This window comes from Nocardioides taihuensis (assembly GCF_042657275.1).
Lineage (GTDB): Bacteria > Actinomycetota > Actinomycetes > Propionibacteriales > Nocardioidaceae > Nocardioides > Nocardioides taihuensis.
This window is the reverse complement of the sequence record NZ_JBHSKD010000027.1, coordinates 169,343-187,821: the sequence shown is the minus strand read 5'-3', so window position 1 is coordinate 187,821 and position 18,479 is coordinate 169,343. Positions and strand designations below refer to the sequence as shown.

The following is an 18,479-nucleotide window of genomic DNA, read 5'->3' as shown; positions in this document are numbered from 1 at the left end:
GTCAGCCCCCGGCGATGTTGACCATCCAGGGCGTGCCGAACCGGTCGGTGACCATGCCGAACTCGTCGCCCCACATCTGCTTCTCCAGCGGCATCGTGACCTCGCCGCCCTCCGACAGCTTCTCGAAGTAGCCGCGCAGCCGGTCGCCGTCGGCGTGGTCGCCGCTGATGCTGACCGAGAAGTTGGCGGGACCCGGGGTGTGCTCCATGCCCGGCGGGGTGTCGGAGGCCATCAGGGTGAAGTCGTCGTCGGTGTGCAGGTTCGCGTGCATCACCCCGTCGGCCGGCTCGCCGCCGAACTCCCCGAAGGTGCTGATGTCGAGCTTCCCGCCGAGCACGGACTGGTAGAACTCCATCGCCTCGCGCGTGGTGTCCTTGAAGTTCAGGTAGGGGTTGAGCCGCGATGCCATGGGTCCTCCTGGGTCGGGTCTGGGTGGTGCTCGCGAATCTAGACCGGGGCGCCGACAGGGATTCAGCGGACGCCTGACGGGGAACTGACGAGGCATGACCCCGAGCCCCACCACCTCGTCGCGCGCCGCCGACGCGTCCACGCGCCCCCACGGCGGCTCCTCCGGCCGCGGCTGGCTCTCCACCTCGGCGACGGTGCTGGTCGCCTGGGCGGTGATCCTCGGCGCCGTCCTGGCGGTCGGGTGGCTGATCACCGGCCCGTTCCGCTCCGGCGTCGAGCCGTGGGACGACGACGTCTCCCGGTGGTTCGCCGACCAGCGGACCCCGACCCTGACCACGTTCGCGGACGCCGGCACGCTGCTCGGGGAGACCCCGGTGGGTGCCGGGGTCGCGGCCGTCGTCGCGATCGCGCTGTCGGTGTGGAAGCGCAGCTGGCGGCCGGCGGCGTTCTTCGCCCTGCTGATCGTCGGCATCGGCGGCTTCTACGCCGTGGCCACGATGCTGATCACCCGGCTGCGCCCGCCGGTGAAGATCCTCGACCCCGGCCTGGTGCCCAACGACAGCTTCCCCTCCGGCCACGTGGCCACGGCCACCGCCGCGTACGCCGGCACCGCCGTCGTCGTCTGGTTCCTCGCGCCGGCCCTGCGTCGGTGGGTGGCGGTGCTGTTCCTGCTCCCGCTCGTCGAGGTGCTGTCGCGGCTCTACGAGGGCGCCCACCACCTCACCGACGTCGCCACCAGCGTGCTCTACACGACCGCCTGGATGGCCGTGCTCATCACCGCCCTGATCCTGCCCGGCAGGGAACGCACGGATCAGTAGCGGACCCGCACGGTGCCCGCGGCGGGGTCGACCCGCACCACGCCGCCGTGCGGCAGCACCAGCTGCGGATCGGTGTGGCCGCTGTCGACGTCGAGCACCACCGGGACGTCCGGCGCGTACTCGGCGAGCGCCCCCAGCACTGCCTCCCGCTGGGCCGTGACGTACGACGCGCGCCCGGCGGCGTCGTTCGGGTGGTCGAAGCTCCACGCCTTGGGCCGCCCGACCAGCACCGCCGCGAACTGCTCGAGCAGCCCGCGCTCACCGGCGCACATCAGCACCTCCCCGACGTACTGCGCGGTCGGCATCTCCTCGGAGGTCTCGAGGAACAGCACGCACCCGGCGTACTCCTCGACCGGCCGCACCCAGCGACCCACCCGCAGCTGGAAGTCGACGATCTCCAGGCAGCCGCCCCACAGCCGCCCCTCCACCGCGGCCTCGCTGCCGGGCACGTGCCAGGTCCAGCCCCCGCCCGGGAGCATCTCCGGCTCGCGCTCGAGGCTCTCGGCCAGCTCCCACCGCTCGTCGACGTCGGTGAACGTCTCGGCCGGGCGCAGGTCGTACCATCCCGAGCCGAGGAACGCCCCCTCGAACGCCTCGGCGGTGTGCGGGTTGCGCGACCCGCAGCGACCCGCGTCGGTCATCACGGCGCCGCCGTAGTAGGACACGAGCCCGGTGTTCCACAGCAGGTGGTGGAGGTTGGTGTTGTCGCTGAGGCCGAAGAACGGCTTGGGGTCCGCGGCCAGCACCGCAGGGTCGAGGTGCCGCAGCACCTTGACCTGGTCCTCGCCGCCGATGCTGGTCAGCACCGCCCGGATCCGCGGGTCGGTGAAGGCCGCCGTCACGTCGCGCGCGCGCTCGGCCGGCGTGCCCTGGCGACGCGTCGTCGGGTACTCGACCACCTCGACGTCGTACGCCTCCTGCAGCCGCCGGATCCCCAGGTCGTAGGGCCCGGGGAAGACCTCGGGCAGCGCGGCGCCGGGGGAGAGGACCGCGACGGCGTCGCCGCGACGCGGCTTGGGCGGGTAGAGGGGCGTCATCCGACAACGCTAGGGCCCCACTCGCTACGGTTCCACCATGATCGTCGCCTTCAGCATCAGCCCGGCCACCGCCGATGACACCGGTGGTGTCTCGGCCGCCGTCGCCGAGGCGGTGCGGGTGGTGCGCGAGTCGGGCCTGCCGTCCGAGACGAACAGCATGTTCACCAACGTCGAGGGCGAGTGGGACGAGGTGATGGCCGTGGTGAAGGCGGCGGTGGACGCCGTCGCGGCGGCGTCGCCGCGGGTGTCGCTGGTGCTCAAGGCCGACATCCGCCCCGGTCGCAGCGGCGAGCTCACCGGCAAGGTCGAGCGGCTCGAGCGCGCGCTGGAGGGCCGGTGACCACGGAGGGTCCCGACACCGAGCAGCCGAGCCGCCGCACCGGGGTCGTCGTCGCAGCCGCCACCGGCGTGGCGATCCTGGTGCTCGCCGTGGTGCTCGGCCCGATGATCGTCGACCAGGCGACGGAGGCCAACATCCCGCCGGCGCCGACGGGGCCCAACCTGGCCTCGGTCGACCTGCGCGAGGACATCCCCAACTCCGAGGTGTCTGCCGACATCGACTACCCCGAGGTGCCGCCCGACGGCGGTGACCACGACGAGCAGTGGCTCAGCTGCGGGCTCTACGCCAAGGCGGTGCGCGAGGAGAACGCCGTGCACTCGCTCGAGCGCGGAGCGGTCTGGATCACCTACGACCCCGAGGAGATCAGCCGCAAGCAGGCGAAGGCGATGTTCGACCAGCTCCCCGAGGACAAGGGGATCGTGTCGCCGTACGTCGGGCTGCCGGGCAACGTCGTGCTCTCGGTCTGGGGTGCCCAGCTGCAGCTGCTGAGCCCCGACGACCCGCGCTTCGACCTCTTCCTCGAGGAGTACGGCGACGGCCACCTCGCCCCCGAGCCGGACGCCGGCTGCGCCGACGGCGTGGTGGAGTACGAGAAGAAGGGCGGCGGGGCGCCGGAGTAGGACCCCGCCCACAGGCTCACCCCCGGGGGAGGCGGGCCGCCTGCAGCTGGGTCTCGCCGTCGCGGAAGCCGGCCCGGCGGTAGACCCGGACGGCGTCGTCGTCGGGGTCGGCGACGATCAGCAGCCGCCGCGCGCCGAGCTCGGCCAGCGCGTGCCGCCCGGCGGCGTGCACCAGCGCGGTGCAGAGGCCCCGGCGGCGGTAGGCAGGGTGGGTCTGCACGCCCTGGTAGCGCGCCAACCCGGTCGAGGCCACGAAGACCCCGAGCGAGGCGGCGAGCACGTCGTCCACGAAGGCGCCCCACCACAGCCCGTGGCCGTCCTCGACCAGGCCGCGCTCGGCGCGGGCGCGCCGGGTCGCGAACTCCCGACCACCGGCGAGGTCGGGGTCGCTCATCGAGAGCTCGACCTGCTGCTCCCAGTCCCGGTCGTCGGAGAGCGGGCGGACCACCGCGCCGTCCACCGACGGGGGCGCGGCGGCCAGCGCGTGCGTGGTCAGCACGGTCGAGACCTCCACGCCGAGCCCCGCGGCGCGGAAGCCGCCGAGGTCGTCGAGCGTGCCGCGGCAGCCGTCCACGCCGAAGGTCCGGTGCTGGGCCTCGGGGAAGGCGTCCTCGAAGACCGCGAGCCAGTGCTCGACCGAGGCCGTGCTCGGTGGGGCGGCCAGCAGCAGGAAGTTGCCCCAGTAGAAGGTCGGGTTCGCGGGTGTGCGGACGATGAGGTGGTCGCCGCGGTCCTCGACCTCGCCACCGGCGTACGCACGCAGCGCGACGTCGGTACGCCAGGCCAGCGACCGCACGTCCATGCCTCCGAACCTACGCCGGAGGTCGTGACAGGATCGCCCGATGGACTCCGAGACCCGCAGCTACCGCACCGGGAACCGGGACACGGTGCTCGATCTGACCGACGACTGCGCGGCGTACGTCGCGGGGCGTGGTGACGGCCTGCTGCACCTGTTCGTCCCGCACGCGACCGCCGGTCTGGCGATCCTCGAGACCGGGGCCGGGAGCGACGACGACCTGCTGGCCACGCTCGCCGACCTGCTGCCCGCGGACGACCGCTGGCGGCACCGGCACGGCAGCCCGGGGCACGGCCGCTCGCACGTGATGCCGGCCCTGGTGCCGCCGTACGTGACCGTGCCGGTGCTCGGCGGGCGGATGGCGCTGGGCACCTGGCAGAGCATCTGCCTGGTCGACCTCAACGTCGACAACCACGACCGCGAGGTGCGGTTCTCGTTCCTGGCGGGCGCATGACCGTCCGGTCCGCGACGCCGGGCGACGACGCCGCCGTCGACCGCGTGGTGCGCGCCGCGTTCGACGACGAGGGCGACCAGGTCGCCGCGATCTGGGCGGAGCTGGGGCCGCTGGGCCACCTGCGCGCGAGCCTGGTTGCGGTCGTTGGAGCCGTCGATGGAGCGGACGGGGGAGCGGACGCCGTGGTCGGGCACGTCGGCCTGAGCCGGGCGTGGGTCGATGCCCGGCGCGCGCTGGTCGAGGTGCTCGTGCTCAGCCCCCTGAGCGTGCTGCCGGAGCACCAGGGCCGCGGCCACGGCACGGCGCTCGTGGCCGCCGCCGTCGACACCGCCCGCGCTGCCGGGACGCCGGTGCTGCTGCTCGAGGGGAGCCCCACCTACTACGGCGCGCGCGGCTTCACCCCGGCGGCGCTGCACGGGCTGCTGCCCGCGTCGGTGCGCGTCCCGGCCGCGGCCTTCCAGGCCGTCTTCCTCGACGGGTGGGAGTCGTGGATGGCCGGCCGGCTCGTCTACCCCGACGTCTGGTGGCGGCACGAGGGCGTGGGGCTGCGCGACCCGCTGCTCGCCGAGCTCGAGGGCCTGTTCGGCCGCAGCAGCTGATCCCTGATTGATTCGAACAGGTGTTCGATCCACGGCGTACGATGGGCGGGTGCCCGCGTACGCCCCACCCGGCTGGCCCCGTGCCGTCCGCCCGCCTGACGCCCCCGACTGGGAGGCGACGGCTGCCGCGTGGCTGCTCGACCTCTGCCCGCCCGACTACCGCCGGTACGCCGGGCTGCGCCGCCACGTCGTGGTGCTGGCGCGGTTCGCCGCGCTCCACGTCGAGGCCGGCCAGGCCGCGGTGCGCCGCGGGCTGAGCGAGGCCCGGGCCGACCTGCGCGAGGTGGCCTCGCCCGAGGTGGTCGAGGCAGCCGTCCAGACCTTCCAGCTCGAGGAGGCACGGCTGCTCGCGGTGCGGCGCGAGGTCGGCCTGGTCGAGGAGGCGCTGCGCGGTCGGCGCTTCGTGGCACGGCTCTGACCGGGTTTCACCTGATCTTGACCTGCCCGCCGTTGACTCGTCGGTCAGGACGCGGAAATGTCTCCCTCGTTCCCCAGCCCCCTGAAAGGTCCGTCCTCGTGCCGAACTCCGCCTCCACCGCCCGACGCTGGCTCGCCGGCGCCGGTGTCGCCAGCCTCGCCCTGCTCGGGCTCACGCTCCCGTCCACCTCGGCCGACGCCGCGCCCCGGGCCCACAAGCCCGCGCCGTCGCCCACCGTCGAGGGCAAGCTCCTCGCCTTCAACGACTTCCACGGCAACATCGACCCGCCGACCGGGAGCAGCGGCTACGTGGCGCAGGTGGGCCAGCCGAACACTCCGGCGGGTGGTGTCGAGTACCTCGCCTACTGGATCAAGCAGCTGCGCGCGGAGGCGCTGCAGGAGACCAAGAACGTCTACACCGTGGCGGCGGGCGACCTCATCGGCGCCTCGCCGCTGGTGAGCGCCGCGTTCCACGACGAGCCCTCGATCGAGGAGATGAACGCGCTCGGGCTCGACATCACCAGCGTGGGCAACCACGAGTTCGACGAGGGCGTCGACGAGCTCCTGCGGATGCAGAAGGGCGGCTGCCACCCGACCGACGGCTGCCAGGACGGCGACGGCTTCGCGGGCGCCGACTTCCCGATGCTCGCGGCCAACGTGGTCCGCAAGAGCAACGGCAAGCCGATCCTCCCGGCGTACAAGGTGCGCAAGGTCGGCGGCATCCCCGTCGGCTTCGTCGGCATGACCCTCGAGGGCACGCCGAGCATCGTGAACCCCAACGGCATCACCTCGGTCGACTTCCTCGACGAGGTCGAGACCGCCAACAAGTACGCCGCGCAGCTCGAGGCTCAGGGCGTGAAGTCGATCGTCCTGCTGCTGCACGAGGGCGGCATCCAGTCGCCGTCCAACAGCGACATCGACGGGTGCGCCGGGTTCAGCGGCGCGGTGAAGGACATCGTGGCCGGTCTCGACCCGGCGTACGGCGTCGTGGTCAGCGGCCACACCCACCAGCCCTACGTGTGCCAGCTGCCGGACAGCGGCGGTGAGGACACGCTGGTCACCAGCGCCGGCTCCTTCGGCCGGATCGTCACCGACGTGACCTTCACGATCAGCAAGGCCACCGGGAAGTTCGTCTCCGCCTCGGCCGACAACGAGATCGTGAAGAACGGCATCCAGAACCCCGACGGCACCTGGCAGACGGTCCCGGGCGGCTCGGCGACGGCGTTCGTGCGCAACCCCGACTGGATCGACCCGATGGCCAAGCTGATCGCGGACAAGTACCGCACCGCGGTGGCGCCGATCGCCAACGCCGTGGTCGGGTCGATCACGGCCGACATCACCCGCGTCACCTCGCCGGCCGGCGAGAGCCCGCTGGGCGACGTGATCGCCGACGGGATGGTGGCCTACTCGCAGTCGGCCTCGCCCGACTTCGCGATCATGAACCCCGGCGGCATCCGGGCCGACCTCAACTACGCCTTCAGCCCCGGCGGCGAGCAGCCCGGCCAGGTCACCTACGGCGAGGCGTTCACGGTGCAGCCGTTCAACAACCTCGTGGTCACGCGCACCTACACCGGCGCGCAGATCAAGGAGGTGCTGGAGCAGCAGTTCGCGGGCTACGCCGGACAGGGCGTGACCAAGATCCTCCAGGTCTCCGACGGCTTCACCTACAGCTACAGTGCCAGTGCCGCCCCGGGCAGCAAGGTCAGCGAAATCCGCCTGAACGGCGTCCCGCTCGACATGGGTGCGACGTACAACGTGACGATGAACGACTTCCTCGCCGCGGGTGGTGACAGCTTCACCAACCTCAAGGTGGGGACGAACCCGGTCTACCAGCCGGGCTTCGACGTCGACTCGCTCACGTCCTACCTCGGCACCTTCGGCCCCGTCGCCCCGGGGCCGGTCAACCGGATCACCAGGCTCCCCTGAGGTACCTGCCGGTCCCGGCGCCGGTCCTAGGGTGGCTCCCATGAGCATCCTGGTGATCGGCGCCGGTCCGGGCGTCAGCGGGTCGGTGGCCCGCCGGTTCGCACGTGACGGCCACGACGCCGGCCTGGTCGGCGTCGACGAGGCCCAGCTGGCCACGCTGGGGGAGGAGCTCGCGGCGCTCGGGGTCGCGGCGCACCACGAGGTCGCCGACATCACCGACGCCGAGGCGTGCACGGCGGCCGTACGTCGCCTCGCCGAGCGGCTCGGCCGGGTCGACGTCCTGCACTTCAACCCCAGCGCCTACCGCGAGGCGGACCCGCTCACGCTGACCGTCCCGCAGCTGCTCCAGGACGTCACGCTGGGCGTCGGGGCCCTGCTCACCGCCCTGCAGGCGGCCCGCCCGTCGATGGCGGCCGGTGCCCGGGTCACCGCGACGGGCTCGATGGCCGCCGACAAGCCCGCGCCGGGGGTGGCGTCGCTCGGCGTGCAGAAGGCCGCCCTGCGCAACCTCGTGCAGAGCATCGACGGCGCGCTGCGGGGCGACGGCATCCGGGCGGTGTCGGTCACGGTGCGCGGCGTCCTGGCCCGGGAGGGCGCCTTCACGCCCGACCGGGTCGCGGAGGCCATCCACGCGGCCGCCCACCAGGACGAGGCGGACTGGCGCACCGAGGTGCCCTACTCCGGATAGGCGCGGGATAGGTTCGGCCCGTGGCCAACCGCTTCTCGAGCATCGTGCTCGTCGACGCGCGCGGCTGGCTGCTGCTCCAGGAGCGCGACGAGTTCCCGGTCATCGACCCGGAGAAGTGGGGCTTCGTCGGCGGGCACCTCGACGACGGCGAGGACTTCGAGCCCGGCGCGTACCGCGAGCTCGAGGAGGAGACGGGGCTGGACCTCGACGGCGGTCTCGAGCTGTTCTCGCCGTTCCACGTCTTCCACGAGCACAGCGGCACGCTCGACGAGTTCCGGCTCTTCGTGATGCGCACCGACCTGACCGATGCCGACATCGACTGCCGTGAGGGCCGCCAGATCGTCTTCGTGGACCCCGCCCACGCCCTCGACCTCGACCTGACGGCCGCCGCACGGGTGGCCCTGCCCGTGTTCCTCGCCTCGCCGGCCTACGCCGCGATGGCCGGCTCCTGAGCCTTCTGCCGGACCGGGCTCGGACCCAGCAGGGCGGCGATGCCGACCCAGCCCACCGACCAGGCGAGCAGGCCGTAGCCGTCGCCGAGCGCGATCATGCCGACCAGTGCGGCGAGCAGGACCAGGCCGGCGAAGCGTGGCTCGACCCGGCGGCGCAGGTCGCCCACGGCCAGCGTGAGGTAGCCGAGCAGGATCGCGAGCAGCCCGATCGGGAAGACGGACCCCAGCACGTCGTGCCCGTTCACGTGCGTCGCAGCAGCCACGACGGAGAGGGCTCCGCTGCCGGCGGCTGCCAGCCCGAAGCCGGCGCGGGCGACCCAGGCGCCTGCTGCCCTGGCCAGCGACGCGAGCGTCACCGTGGCAGCGGCCAGGGAGAAGGCGAACAGCGCCTCGAGGGCGAAGTCCGCCGTCGAGACGAAGGGTTCGGCCTGGTCGTGCGGGATGTCGATGGCGGCCGTGGCCGCGAAGAGGCCGGCGGCGGTGAGGGCGAGGTGTCGGGTGGTGATGTTCACGGTCGTGCTCCTGTCGTCGGTGACGTCGCGGGTCGACGTCGTGGCGAGACGCTAGGAGTGGTCACGGGGGCGGGTCGTCGGGCTGCGGACCGGTCCTGACGTCGGACCACGGTCTGACGACAGGCCCGCTCCGGCCCTCCTAGGGTGAGGCGCACCATGGACCGACCCCGACCGTCGCGCCCCCCGCTGCCCGACGTCCTCCTCGCCGCGGCCCTGGCGGCCGTTGCCTGGTGGGAGGTGCTCGTCACGCCCCTGGCCGAGGACGTCGTCTCCGGGCCCGTGTGGCTCGACCTGCTCGCGGTCAGCGCCGGAACCCTGCCCCTCGCCTTCCGCCGGCAGGCGCCCTTCGCCGTGGCGATCGGGGTGTACGGCGTGCTGGCGGCACGGGCGCTGGCCGGGGATCCGCTCGAGCTCTACCCCACCTTCCTCGCGGCCCTCGTCGCCACCTACACGGTGGCGTCGTACGCCCCGCTGCGCGACGCCGTGCTGTCCGCCGTCTTCTCGGCGCTCGCGCTCGCCGTCCTCGTGGTGCGCGGGAGCGGCACCGACGCCGCGCCGGCGCCGCTCGCCACCGCGGTGCTCTTCGGCACGGTCTGGCTGGTCGGGCGGGTCGTCGGTGTCCGCAACGAGCGGGCGCGGGAGCTGCACGCCGCCCGCGACCAGCACGCAGCCGAAGCCGTGGCCGCGGAACGCGAGCGGATCGCCCGGGAGCTCCACGACGCCGTGTCGCACAGCCTGGCCGCGATCGTCATGCAGGCGGGCGGGGCGCGCAACGTGCTGGCCGACGACCCCGAGCGCGCCGCCGCGAGCCTGGCGGTGATCGAGCAGACGGCCCGCCGTGGCCTCGACGAGATGCGGCGCATGCTGGGGCTGCTCGGCGAGGAGGCGGCCCTCGCCCCCCAACCCGGCCTCGACCGCATCGACGCCCTGGTCGCGGACCTGCGCGCGGGTGGGCTCGACGTCCGGCTCTCGACCTCGGGCACGCCCGGGCCCGTCCCGATCGCGGTCGGCCTCGCGGCGTACCGGATCGTGCAGGAGGCGCTCACGAACGTGATCAAGCACGCCTCCCCGTGCCGTGCGGAGGTCCGGCTCGACTGGTCGGACGAGGCGGTCGAGGTCACGGTGACGGACGACGGTCCGGGCACGGGGTCGGCCGGCCCCGGAGCCGGCCGCGGCCTCGCCGGCATGCGCGAGCGGGTGGCCGTGCTCGGGGGTGTGTTCGAGGCCGGCCGTGGCGGGAGCGGGGGATTCCGGGTGCACGCGAGGCTTCCGCGATGACGGCGGTCAGGGTGCTCCTCTGCGACGACCAGGAGCTCGTGCGGGCGGGGCTCGACATGCTCCTGGCGGGGGAGGCCTCCGTCGAGGTCGTCGGCCAGGCCGCGGACGGTCTCGAGGCCGTGCGCCTGGCGCGGTCGGAGGTGCCCGACGTCGTGCTCATGGACATCCGGATGCCGGGGCTCGACGGCATCGAGGCGACCCGGCGGATCCGCGCCGGCGGTCCCGAGGCGCCGCGCGTGGTGATCCTCACGACCTTCGACCTCGACGAGTACGTGTTCGCGGCCTTCCGCGCCGGCGCCAGCGGGTTCCTGCTCAAGGACTCGCCGCGCGAGCGGATCCTCGAGGCCGTGCAGCACGCCGCGGCCGGGGACGCGCTGGTGAGCCCCTCGGTGACGCGCCGCCTGATCGAGCACTACGTCACCCCCACCCCGCGGTCACGACCCCGCCCCCCGGAGCTGGACGCCCTGACCCCGCGCGAGGCCGAGGTGCTCGAACTCATCGGCCGCGGCCTGTCCAACGCCGAGCTCGCCGGCCGCCTCGTCGTCAGCGAGAAGACGGTCAAGACGCACGTCGGACGGATCCTGGCCAAGCTCGGGCTGCGCGACCGGGTGCAGGCGGTGATCCTCGCCTACGAGACGGGGATCGTGGTCCCCGGTGAATCGCCCTAGGTTGAGCGCATGGAGCTCGCGGTGGTCCCGGTCCCCGGACCCGGTGCGGAGGACGTCGTCGTCGCCACGGACGGTCCCGACGAGGGGGCGGTCTTCACCGGCACCGAGGACGGCAGCATCTTCCGGGTCAGCCACGACGGACGACGCGTCGACCGGGTCGCCCACACCCGCGGCCGCCCGCTCGGGATCGAGCTCGACCGCGACGGCCGGCTGCTCGTCTGCGACGCCCGCCGCGGTCTCCTGCGGGTCGACCCCCGCACCGGTGGGGTCGAGGCGGTGCTCGACTCCGTGGGCGGGGCACGCATGGTCTTCTGCAACAACGCCGCGGTCGCGGACGACGGGACCGTGTGGTTCTCCGACTCCTCGACCCGCTTCGGGATCGACCGGTGGAAGGACGACTTCGTCCAGGCGACGCGCACCGGTCGCCTGCTGCGGCTCGACCCGGACGGCCGCGTGAGCGTGGTGCTCGACGGGCTGGAGTTCGCCAACGGCGTGGCCCTGGCCGCCGACGGCTCCTTCGTGGCGGTCGCCGAGACCGGGGGCCGCGACGTCGTCCGGCACTGGCTCACCGGCGAGCGGGCCGGCCGGCGCGACCACCTGGTCGCCGACCTGCCGGGCTACCCCGACAACATCGCCCGCGGCAGCGACGGGCTGGTCTGGGTGAGCATCGCGAGCCCCACCGACCCGGTCGTCGAGCGGATCAAGCGCGGGCCGGTGGTGCTGCGCCGCCAGGTCACCCGGATCCCCGAGCGCGTGCAACCGAAGCCCCGGCGCACCGTCCGCGTGCAGGCCTTCGACGACGCCGGCCGGCTCGTGCACGACCTCGACCTGCCGCGCACGCCCGACCCCGGCTACCACATGGTCACCGGCGTGCGCGAGCACGACGGAAGGGTGTGGCTGGGCAGCCTCCACGAGCCCGCCGTCGCGGTTCTCGATCTCTGACCCCCGTTCACTAGACTCCGACCCCATGGGCCAGCTCGAGCAGATCCGCACGCCCCGCGACCTGCGGGACCTCAGCGACGAGCAGCTCGACGGCCTCGCCGCCGAGGTCCGCGACGTCCTCGTCTCCACCTGCGCGCGCACCGGTGGCCACCTCGGCCCCAACCTCGGCGTCGTGGAGCTGACGCTGGCCATCCACCGGGTCTTCGACTCGCCCCACGACCGCGTGGTGTGGGACACCGGCCACCAGGCCTACGTGCACAAGCTGCTCACCGGCCGGGTCGCGGAGTTCGAGCACCTGCGCCAGGAGGGCGGGCTCTCGGGCTACCCGAGCCGGGCCGAGAGCATCCACGACATCGTGGAGAACTCCCACGCCTCCACCGCGCTCAGCTACGCCGACGGACTGGCCAAGGCCTACGCCATCAAGGGTGAGGAGCGCCACGTCGTCGCCGTGATAGGGGACGGCGCGCTGACCGGCGGCATGGCCTGGGAGGCGCTCAACAACATCGCGGTCGCCCGCTCCAGCCGGCTCGTCATCGTCGTCAACGACAACGGCCGCTCCTACACCCCGACCGTCGGCGGCCTCGCGAACGCGCTCACCTCGCTGCGCACCAACCCGCGCTACGAGCAGGCACTCGACCAGGTGAAGCGGCGCCTCAACGCCGTCCCGGGCGTCGGCCACGCGACGTACGACGCGCTGCACGCGATCAAGAAGGGCCTCAAGGACGCGCTCGCCCCGCAGGGCCTCTTCGAGGACCTCGGGCTCAAGTACGTCGGTCCGGTCGACGGGCACGACCGCGCGGCGGTCGAGCAGGCGCTCGCGCAGGCCAAGCGCTTCGGCGGGCCCGTGATCGTGCACGCGCTGACCCGCAAGGGTTTCGGCTACGACGCGGCGGAGCAGCACGAGGCCGACCAGTTCCACTCGCCGGGTCCGTTCGACGTGGACACCGGTGAGGAGGACCCCAAGGGCCCGATCTGGACCGACGTCTTCGCCGACGAGATCGTCGAGGTGGGCAAGCGCCGCGACGACGTCGTGGCCATCACCGCGGCGATGATGCACCCGGTCGGCCTGCACCACTTCCAGCGGCACTTCCCCGAGCGCACCTTCGACGTCGGCATCGCCGAGCAGCACGCCGCGACCAGCGCCGCCGGCCTCGCCCTCGGGGGGCTGCACCCGGTCGTGGCCGTCTACGCGACCTTCCTCAACCGGGCCTTCGACCAGGTGCTGATGGACGTCGCGCTGCACCGCTGCGGGGTCACCTTCGTGCTCGACCGCGCCGGCGTGACCGGCGACGACGGCGCCTCCCACAACGGCATGTGGGACATGTCGATCTTCCAGGTCGTGCCCGGCCTGCGGATCGCGGCGCCGCGCGACGCCACCCGGCTGCGCGAGCTGCTGAACGAGGCGGTCGAGGTCGACGACGCGCCGACGGTCGTCCGCTTCCCCAAGGGCCCGCCCCCGGCGGACATCCCGGCCGTCGACCGCGTCGGCGGCTGCGACGTGCTCGTGCGCTCCGGTGCCCAGGACGTGCTGCTGGTCGCCGCCGGCTCAATGGCCACCACGGCGGTCGACGTCGCCGACCGGCTCGGCGCCCAGGGCATCGGCGTGACCGTGCTCGACCCGCGGTGGGTCAAGCCGGTCGACCCGGTGATCGTCGAGCTCGCCCGCGACCACCGGCTCGTGGTCAGCCTCGAGGACAACGGCCGGGTGGGCGGCGTGGGGGCCGCGATCATGCTGGCGCTCGACGACGCGGGGGTCGACACGCCGTTCCGGCTGCACGGCATCCCGCAGGAGTTCCTCGGCCACGCCAAGCGCGCGGTCATCCTCGAGCGGATCGGCCTGAGTCCGCAGGCGCTGGCCCGGGGCATCGTGGAGGACGTGACGGCGCTCGCCGAGGGTCGTTCTCCGGTTGACGTGGAGCACCCGATCTGACGCTTCACCGCGCGTGGTTTGGGGCCGCTGCGTCGCGGGCACCGTGCGGGGATGAACGTCTTCCGCACCAAGAGCGTCGAGCAGTCCATCGCGGAGACCGACGAGCCCGGGCACCAGCTCAAGAAGAACCTCGGTGCCCTCGACCTCACGGTCTTCGGCGTGGGCGTGATCATCGGCGCCGGCATCTTCGTGCTGACCGGCACCGTCGCTGCCAGCAACGCCGGCCCGGCCGTGGCCCTGTCCTTCGCGATCGCCGGCGTCGCGTGCGCGCTGGCCGCCCTGTGCTACGCCGAGTTCGCCTCGACCGTGCCGGTGGCGGGCAGCGCCTACACCTTCAGCTACGCGACCTTCGGCGAGCTGGTCGCGTGGATCATCGGCTGGGACCTGATCCTGGAGTTCACGATCGGCTCGGCGGCCCTGGCGACAGGCTTCTCCGGCTACTTCCAGGACGTCGTCGCCGACACCCCGTTCGAGGTGCCCGCCCAGCTCGGCTCGGCCGCGGACGGCACCGTCGACCTGCCGGCGATCATCATCTCGCTGCTCGTGATGGGGATCCTGATCGCCGGCATCAAGCTCTCCAGCCGGGTCAACCAGGTGGTCGTCGCGATCAAGCTGCTCGTGGTCGCGGTCGTCATCGTCGTGGGCATCACGCAGATCACGCCGTCCAACTACACGCCGTTCATCCCGCCCGCCGAGCCGACCCCCGAGGGTGCCGGCGGCTTCATGCAGCTGCCGCTGATCACCTCGCTGCTCGGCATCGAGCCGGCGGTCTACGGCCTCGGCGGCGTCATCGCCGGTGCGGCGGTCGTCTTCTTCGCCTTCATCGGCTTCGACATCGTGGCCACCACCGCCGAGGAGGCCCGCAACCCCCAGCGCGACGTACCGCGCGGCATCCTCGGCTCGCTGGCGATCGTCACCGTGCTCTACATGGCGGTGAGCCTGATCGTCACCGGCATGCAGAGCTACACCCAGATCGACCCCAACGACGCCGCCCCCCTGGCGACCGCGTTCGACTCGGTCGGCCTGGAGGGGATGGGCAGGGTGATCTCCGTCGGCGCCTGCATCGGCCTGATCGTGGTCGTGATGATCCTGATGCTGGGCCAGACCCGGGTCGGCTTCGCGATGGCCCGCGACCACCTGCTGCCGCCGGTGCTGGCGAAGGTCCACCCGACCTTCGGCACGCCGTACGTGATCACGGCGGTGACGGGCACGGCCGTCGCCCTGATCGGCGGCCTGGTCGACCTCGAGACCCTCGTGAACCTCGTGAACATCGGCACGCTCTTCGCCTTCGTGCTGGTCAGCATCGGCGTGGTGATCCTGCGTCGCACCCGTCCCGACCTGCCGCGCTCGTTCACGGTGCGCGCCGTCCCGGTCGTGGCGGGCGCCGCGGTGCTGCTCTGCCTCTACCTGATGCTCAACCTCACCGGCGAGACGTGGGTGCGCTTCCTCGTGTGGATGGCGATCGGCCTCGTCGTCTACTTCGCGTACGGCGTGCGCCGCAGCCGGCTGGCCACCGGTGAGCGCGCGGCCGAGCAGGCGACCGCCGACCGCTGACACACGACGGGTCGTGTGCCCGGGAGCACCCGTCAGGGTGTCCTCAGGCACACGACCCGTGTGCTCTCCCGCTACTTCAACTTGAACAGGGCGTCGAGCACGCTGCCGTCCGCAGTCGTGGTGAGCACGCGGTAGCAGCTGCCCGGCGACCTCGGCGTCTGCCAGTTCTGGATGAACTGCCCCGCCGTCCCGTCGTACCGGAACGTCGTGCCGCCGGTCGTCGTCAGCTCGATGTCGTCCACCGGGGTGGTCGCGCCGGGGCAGGACACGCCCTTGACGGTGAACGTCGCCCCGAGCTCGGTCGTCGTCGCGATCTCGCGGGCCCCGGCGAACGCCTCGAACTTCAGCGGCACCGTCGACCCGCCCTTGACCGTGTTGAGCACGCCGTTCACGTCCACCGGCGCGTAGTAGCCCCGCAGTGACCAGGCGAGCACCGTGTAGGTGCGGGTCGCCGTCGTGTCGTTGCCGGCCACGTCGGTGGCGGTCGCCGTCACGGTGTGCGTGCCGACGGCAGCCGAGTAGCCACTGGTGGTGCACGACGCAGGACCCGACAGGGCGTCGGTCGCCGCGCACGTCGGAGCCGCGGGCACCGAACCGAAGTAGTAGCTGCCCCCGTCGGTGAGCGGTCCGCCCCACGTGACGCCGGGGGCTGTCTTGTCGAGCTTGATGCCGGTGACCTCGGCCGAGGCGGTGTTGTCCGCCCTGTCGCTGCACGTCCCGGTCGCGGTCCGGCTCGCTCCCTCGGTCGAGACCGTGTCGCTGACCGTGGCGGTCAACGCGCCGGAGAGAGCATCGGAGCAGGCCCAGGTGACGGTCACGTCCTCGTGGTTCCAGCCAGAGGCGTTCGGGGCCGGGGTCCGGCTCTGGAGCGCGATCGCCGGTGCGGTGAGGTCGATGTCGATGTCTCCCTGGGAGCCGCTGGCCGTGTTGCCCGCGTGGTCGGTGCAGGTGGCCTCGTACGACTGGTCGGCGCCCTCCTCGCCGAGGGTGTGGGTGCCGCCGTCGTCCGTGGCGCCCGAGAGCTCGTCCGCACACGTCCACACGACCAGCACGTCACCGTTGTTCCAGCCGTACCCGTTCGCCGACGGGCTCCGGCTGATGTCGACGACAGGGTCGGTGAGGTCGATGTCGATCCCGCCGACATCGTCCGTGGCCTCGTTGCCGGCCCGGTCGACGCACCAGGCGGACGCGGTCTGGTCCCTGCCCTCGGTCGTGACGGTGTCGCTGAGGTGCGAGGCGTCCTCGTCGACGCCGGAGAGGACGTCCTGACAGGTCCAGGTGACGGACACGTCGCCGTTGTGCCAGCCGGTCGGGGCCTCGCCGTCGCGCGTCAGCACCGGCAAGGTCTTGTCGATCCTGATACCGGACACCTCGGCTGTGGCGGTGTTCCCGGCCTCGTCGGTGCACGAGGCGGTGGCGACGCCGTCATCACCCTCGCTCGACACCGTGTCGGTGAGGCGCGAGGCGTCCTCGTCGACGCCGGAGAGGATGTCCGTGCACTCCCAGGTGACGGTCACGTCGCTGTTGTGCCATCCCGACGGCTCCTCGCCGAGGAGTGTCAGCTCCGGGTCCGTGAGGTCGACGTCGACCCCGGTCCGGGTGTCGCTCTCCGTGTTGCCTGCCTTGTCGGTGCACGTCCCCGTGGCCGACTGGCCGGTGCCCTCGGTGTCGATCGTGCGGGTGACGGTCTCGTCCACGGGGCCCGAGAGCGTGTCGCTGCACGACCACTCCAGGCTGACCGGGGTGTTGTTCCACCCGGCTGCGTTCGCCTCGGGGTCCTGCTTCTCGAAGGTGATGACCGGGTCGGTCTCGTCCACGTCGATGTCGTCGACCCCGTCCGAGGCCGTGTTGCCGGCCTTGTCGGTGCAGGTGGCCGACCAGGACTGGTTCTCGCCCTCGACGAGGACCTTGCTGCCTCCGGCGTCGACCGCGCCGGCCAGGGCGTCGGTGCAGGTCCACGCGACGGTGACGTCACCGTTGTTCCAGCCGGCGTCGTTGGCGGACGGGCTGAAGCCGATCTCGATGTCCGGCGCAGTCCTGTCGATGCTGATACCGCCCACCGTGTCGGAGGCCGCATTGCCGGCGTGGTCCGCGCAGGTGCCGGTGACCGTCTGGTCGGCGCCCTCGGTCGACACCGTCGCGGAGACCGTGCTGCTGACGACTCCGGAGCCGCTGTCGGAGCAGGTCCACGTGACGGTCACGTCGTCCTTGTTCCAGCCGTGGTCGTTGGCTGCCGGTGTCCGGCTCTGGAAGGTGATGACCGGGTCGTGGGTGTCGACGATGCTGTACGTGGCCAAGGACGTCGCCGTGAGCCCGCCGGCGTCGGTGTAGGAGCAGGAGGCCGTGAACGTCCCCAGCCCGGTCGCCGGGCCGGTCACGGTGGCCGCGAAGCTCTGGGGACCGTCCTCGGCGTCGGTGACCGTGCACCCGGCGGCAGGGACGGCGCCGAGCTCGTAGGTCGAGCCCCCGGACACGCCCGTGATCGCCACGGTCGGTGCGGTGTTGGCCGGCGGGGCGACGACGACGTCGAACGTCGCCGGGGCCAGGTTGAAGGTGCCACCCGTGTTGTTGGAGGCCTGGCTCACCGAGATGGTCGACGATCCAGCGGACACGGGCGTCACCGTCACGGCCGGGGTGTCCCCACAGCTCCCGAACGTGACCGAGGACGGACTGACCGTGGCCACCGCGGTGTTGCTCGAGGCGACGTTGACGACCAGGGTCGTGGAACCCGTGAGGTTGCAGCCCTGCTTGCCGTCGCCGTTGGCTGGACTGATGTAGAGCGTCGTCGACTTCGCGACGCCGCCCACGTTGAGGCTCATCACCTCGGCGGTCGCATCGATGCTGGTGTCGAGCCTGTTCGCGACGTCGTCGGCCAGGGCGGGCCCGGCACCGACGAGGAGAATTGCTGCAGAGGTCGCGAAAGCGCGACCAAGGACGGACCTTGACACGGAGTTCCCCCACCGGCACGGAGCGGCACCGGACGCCGCTCGAATGACCGCAGCGTAGGAACGGGTTGCGGTCGGGCGCCGCGGAGTCGACA

At 72.6% G+C, this 18,479-nt stretch carries 19 protein-coding genes; 14 read left to right on the top strand and 5 right to left on the bottom strand.

Annotation, left to right across the window (positions count from 1 at the left end; genetic code table 11):
• Position 1 precedes the first annotated feature (1 nt).
• Entirely contained in the window at positions 2-409 is a 408-nt protein-coding gene (locus ACFPGP_RS18930) for a VOC family protein (RefSeq protein WP_378592476.1), read from the bottom strand.
• 94 nt (positions 410-503) lie between these two features.
• Between ACFPGP_RS18930 and ACFPGP_RS18925 the strand changes: the two genes are divergently transcribed.
• Positions 504-1,226 (top strand): phosphatase PAP2 family protein, encoded by a 723-nt coding sequence (locus ACFPGP_RS18925; protein WP_378592475.1) that lies wholly within the window; start codon positions 504-506, stop codon positions 1,224-1,226.
• Here the strand turns inward: ACFPGP_RS18925 and ACFPGP_RS18920 are convergent.
• Positions 1,220-2,263, bottom strand: a complete 1,044-nt coding sequence (locus ACFPGP_RS18920) for a S66 peptidase family protein (RefSeq protein WP_378592474.1) — start codon at positions 2,261-2,263, stop codon at positions 1,220-1,222. The genes ACFPGP_RS18925 and ACFPGP_RS18920 overlap by 7 nt on opposite strands.
• Before the next feature lie 37 nt (positions 2,264-2,300).
• Here ACFPGP_RS18920 and ACFPGP_RS18915 point away from each other — a divergent pair, with 37 nt between their 5' ends.
• Positions 2,301-2,603, top strand: coding sequence for a thiamine-binding protein (locus tag ACFPGP_RS18915; RefSeq protein ID WP_378592473.1), 303 nt, complete (start codon positions 2,301-2,303; stop codon positions 2,601-2,603).
• Positions 2,600-3,223, top strand: a complete 624-nt coding sequence (locus ACFPGP_RS18910) for a DUF3105 domain-containing protein (RefSeq protein ID WP_378592471.1) — start codon at positions 2,600-2,602, stop codon at positions 3,221-3,223. The genes ACFPGP_RS18915 and ACFPGP_RS18910 overlap by 4 nt, the downstream gene beginning before the upstream one ends.
• A gap of 16 nt (positions 3,224-3,239) precedes the next feature.
• Here the strand turns inward: ACFPGP_RS18910 and ACFPGP_RS18905 are convergent, their stop codons facing one another.
• Positions 3,240-4,025 (bottom strand): GNAT family N-acetyltransferase, encoded by a 786-nt coding sequence (locus ACFPGP_RS18905; protein ID WP_378592470.1) that lies wholly within the window; start codon positions 4,023-4,025, stop codon positions 3,240-3,242.
• A gap of 40 nt (positions 4,026-4,065) precedes the next feature.
• Here ACFPGP_RS18905 and ACFPGP_RS18900 point away from each other — a divergent pair, with 40 nt between their 5' ends.
• From ACFPGP_RS18900 to ACFPGP_RS18875, 6 genes are all read left to right on the top strand, one after another.
• A complete protein-coding gene (locus ACFPGP_RS18900; RefSeq protein WP_378592469.1) occupies positions 4,066-4,473 on the top strand; it encodes a secondary thiamine-phosphate synthase enzyme YjbQ in 408 nt (135 codons plus the stop codon).
• Complete coding sequence (locus ACFPGP_RS18895; protein ID WP_378592467.1) at positions 4,470-5,072, top strand: GNAT family N-acetyltransferase; 603 nt, start codon at positions 4,470-4,472, stop codon at positions 5,070-5,072. The genes ACFPGP_RS18900 and ACFPGP_RS18895 overlap by 4 nt, the downstream gene beginning before the upstream one ends.
• A 49-nt stretch (positions 5,073-5,121) precedes the next feature.
• Positions 5,122-5,490: a hypothetical protein gene (locus tag ACFPGP_RS18890; protein WP_378592466.1), complete on the top strand. Its 369-nt coding sequence runs from the start codon at positions 5,122-5,124 to the stop codon at positions 5,488-5,490.
• A gap of 98 nt (positions 5,491-5,588) precedes the next feature.
• Entirely contained in the window at positions 5,589-7,415 is a 1,827-nt protein-coding gene (locus ACFPGP_RS18885; RefSeq protein WP_378592465.1) for a bifunctional metallophosphatase/5'-nucleotidase, read from the top strand.
• Between the two features lie 40 nt (positions 7,416-7,455).
• The gene (locus ACFPGP_RS18880) at positions 7,456-8,103 is read left to right on the top strand and encodes an SDR family oxidoreductase (protein ID WP_378592464.1); all 648 of its coding nucleotides are present in this window, start codon (positions 7,456-7,458) and stop codon (positions 8,101-8,103) included.
• A 20-nt stretch (positions 8,104-8,123) separates the two neighbouring features.
• On the top strand, positions 8,124-8,555 hold the full coding sequence (locus ACFPGP_RS18875) for an NUDIX domain-containing protein (RefSeq protein WP_378592462.1): 432 nt from the start codon (positions 8,124-8,126) through the stop codon (positions 8,553-8,555).
• Here the strand turns inward: ACFPGP_RS18875 and ACFPGP_RS18870 are convergent.
• On the bottom strand, positions 8,531-9,067 hold the full coding sequence (locus tag ACFPGP_RS18870; protein WP_378592461.1) for a hypothetical protein: 537 nt from the start codon (positions 9,065-9,067) through the stop codon (positions 8,531-8,533). The two genes, ACFPGP_RS18875 and ACFPGP_RS18870, sit on opposite strands and share 25 nt — an antisense overlap.
• A gap of 156 nt (positions 9,068-9,223) precedes the next feature.
• Here ACFPGP_RS18870 and ACFPGP_RS18865 point away from each other — a divergent pair, with 156 nt between their 5' ends.
• From ACFPGP_RS18865 to ACFPGP_RS18845, 5 genes are read left to right on the top strand one after another with little or no spacing between them, the layout of a single operon-like run.
• Entirely contained in the window at positions 9,224-10,345 is a 1,122-nt protein-coding gene (locus ACFPGP_RS18865; protein WP_378592459.1) for a sensor histidine kinase, read from the top strand.
• Positions 10,342-11,013: a response regulator gene (locus ACFPGP_RS18860; RefSeq protein WP_378592458.1), complete on the top strand. Its 672-nt coding sequence runs from the start codon at positions 10,342-10,344 to the stop codon at positions 11,011-11,013. The genes ACFPGP_RS18865 and ACFPGP_RS18860 overlap by 4 nt, the downstream gene beginning before the upstream one ends.
• Positions 11,014-11,022: 9 nt before the next feature.
• Positions 11,023-11,955, top strand: coding sequence for an SMP-30/gluconolactonase/LRE family protein (locus ACFPGP_RS18855; RefSeq protein WP_378592457.1), 933 nt, complete (start codon positions 11,023-11,025; stop codon positions 11,953-11,955).
• 25 nt (positions 11,956-11,980) lie between these two features.
• A complete protein-coding gene (dxs, locus tag ACFPGP_RS18850) occupies positions 11,981-13,885 on the top strand; it encodes a 1-deoxy-D-xylulose-5-phosphate synthase (protein ID WP_378592455.1) in 1,905 nt (634 codons plus the stop codon).
• 51 nt (positions 13,886-13,936) lie between these two features.
• Positions 13,937-15,439 (top strand): amino acid permease, encoded by a 1,503-nt coding sequence (locus ACFPGP_RS18845; protein WP_378592454.1) that lies wholly within the window; start codon positions 13,937-13,939, stop codon positions 15,437-15,439.
• A gap of 71 nt (positions 15,440-15,510) precedes the next feature.
• Here ACFPGP_RS18845 and ACFPGP_RS18840 read toward each other — a convergent pair whose 3' ends face one another.
• Positions 15,511-18,387, bottom strand: coding sequence for a PxKF domain-containing protein (locus tag ACFPGP_RS18840; protein ID WP_378592453.1), 2,877 nt, complete (start codon positions 18,385-18,387; stop codon positions 15,511-15,513).
• Positions 18,388-18,479 lie beyond the last annotated feature (92 nt).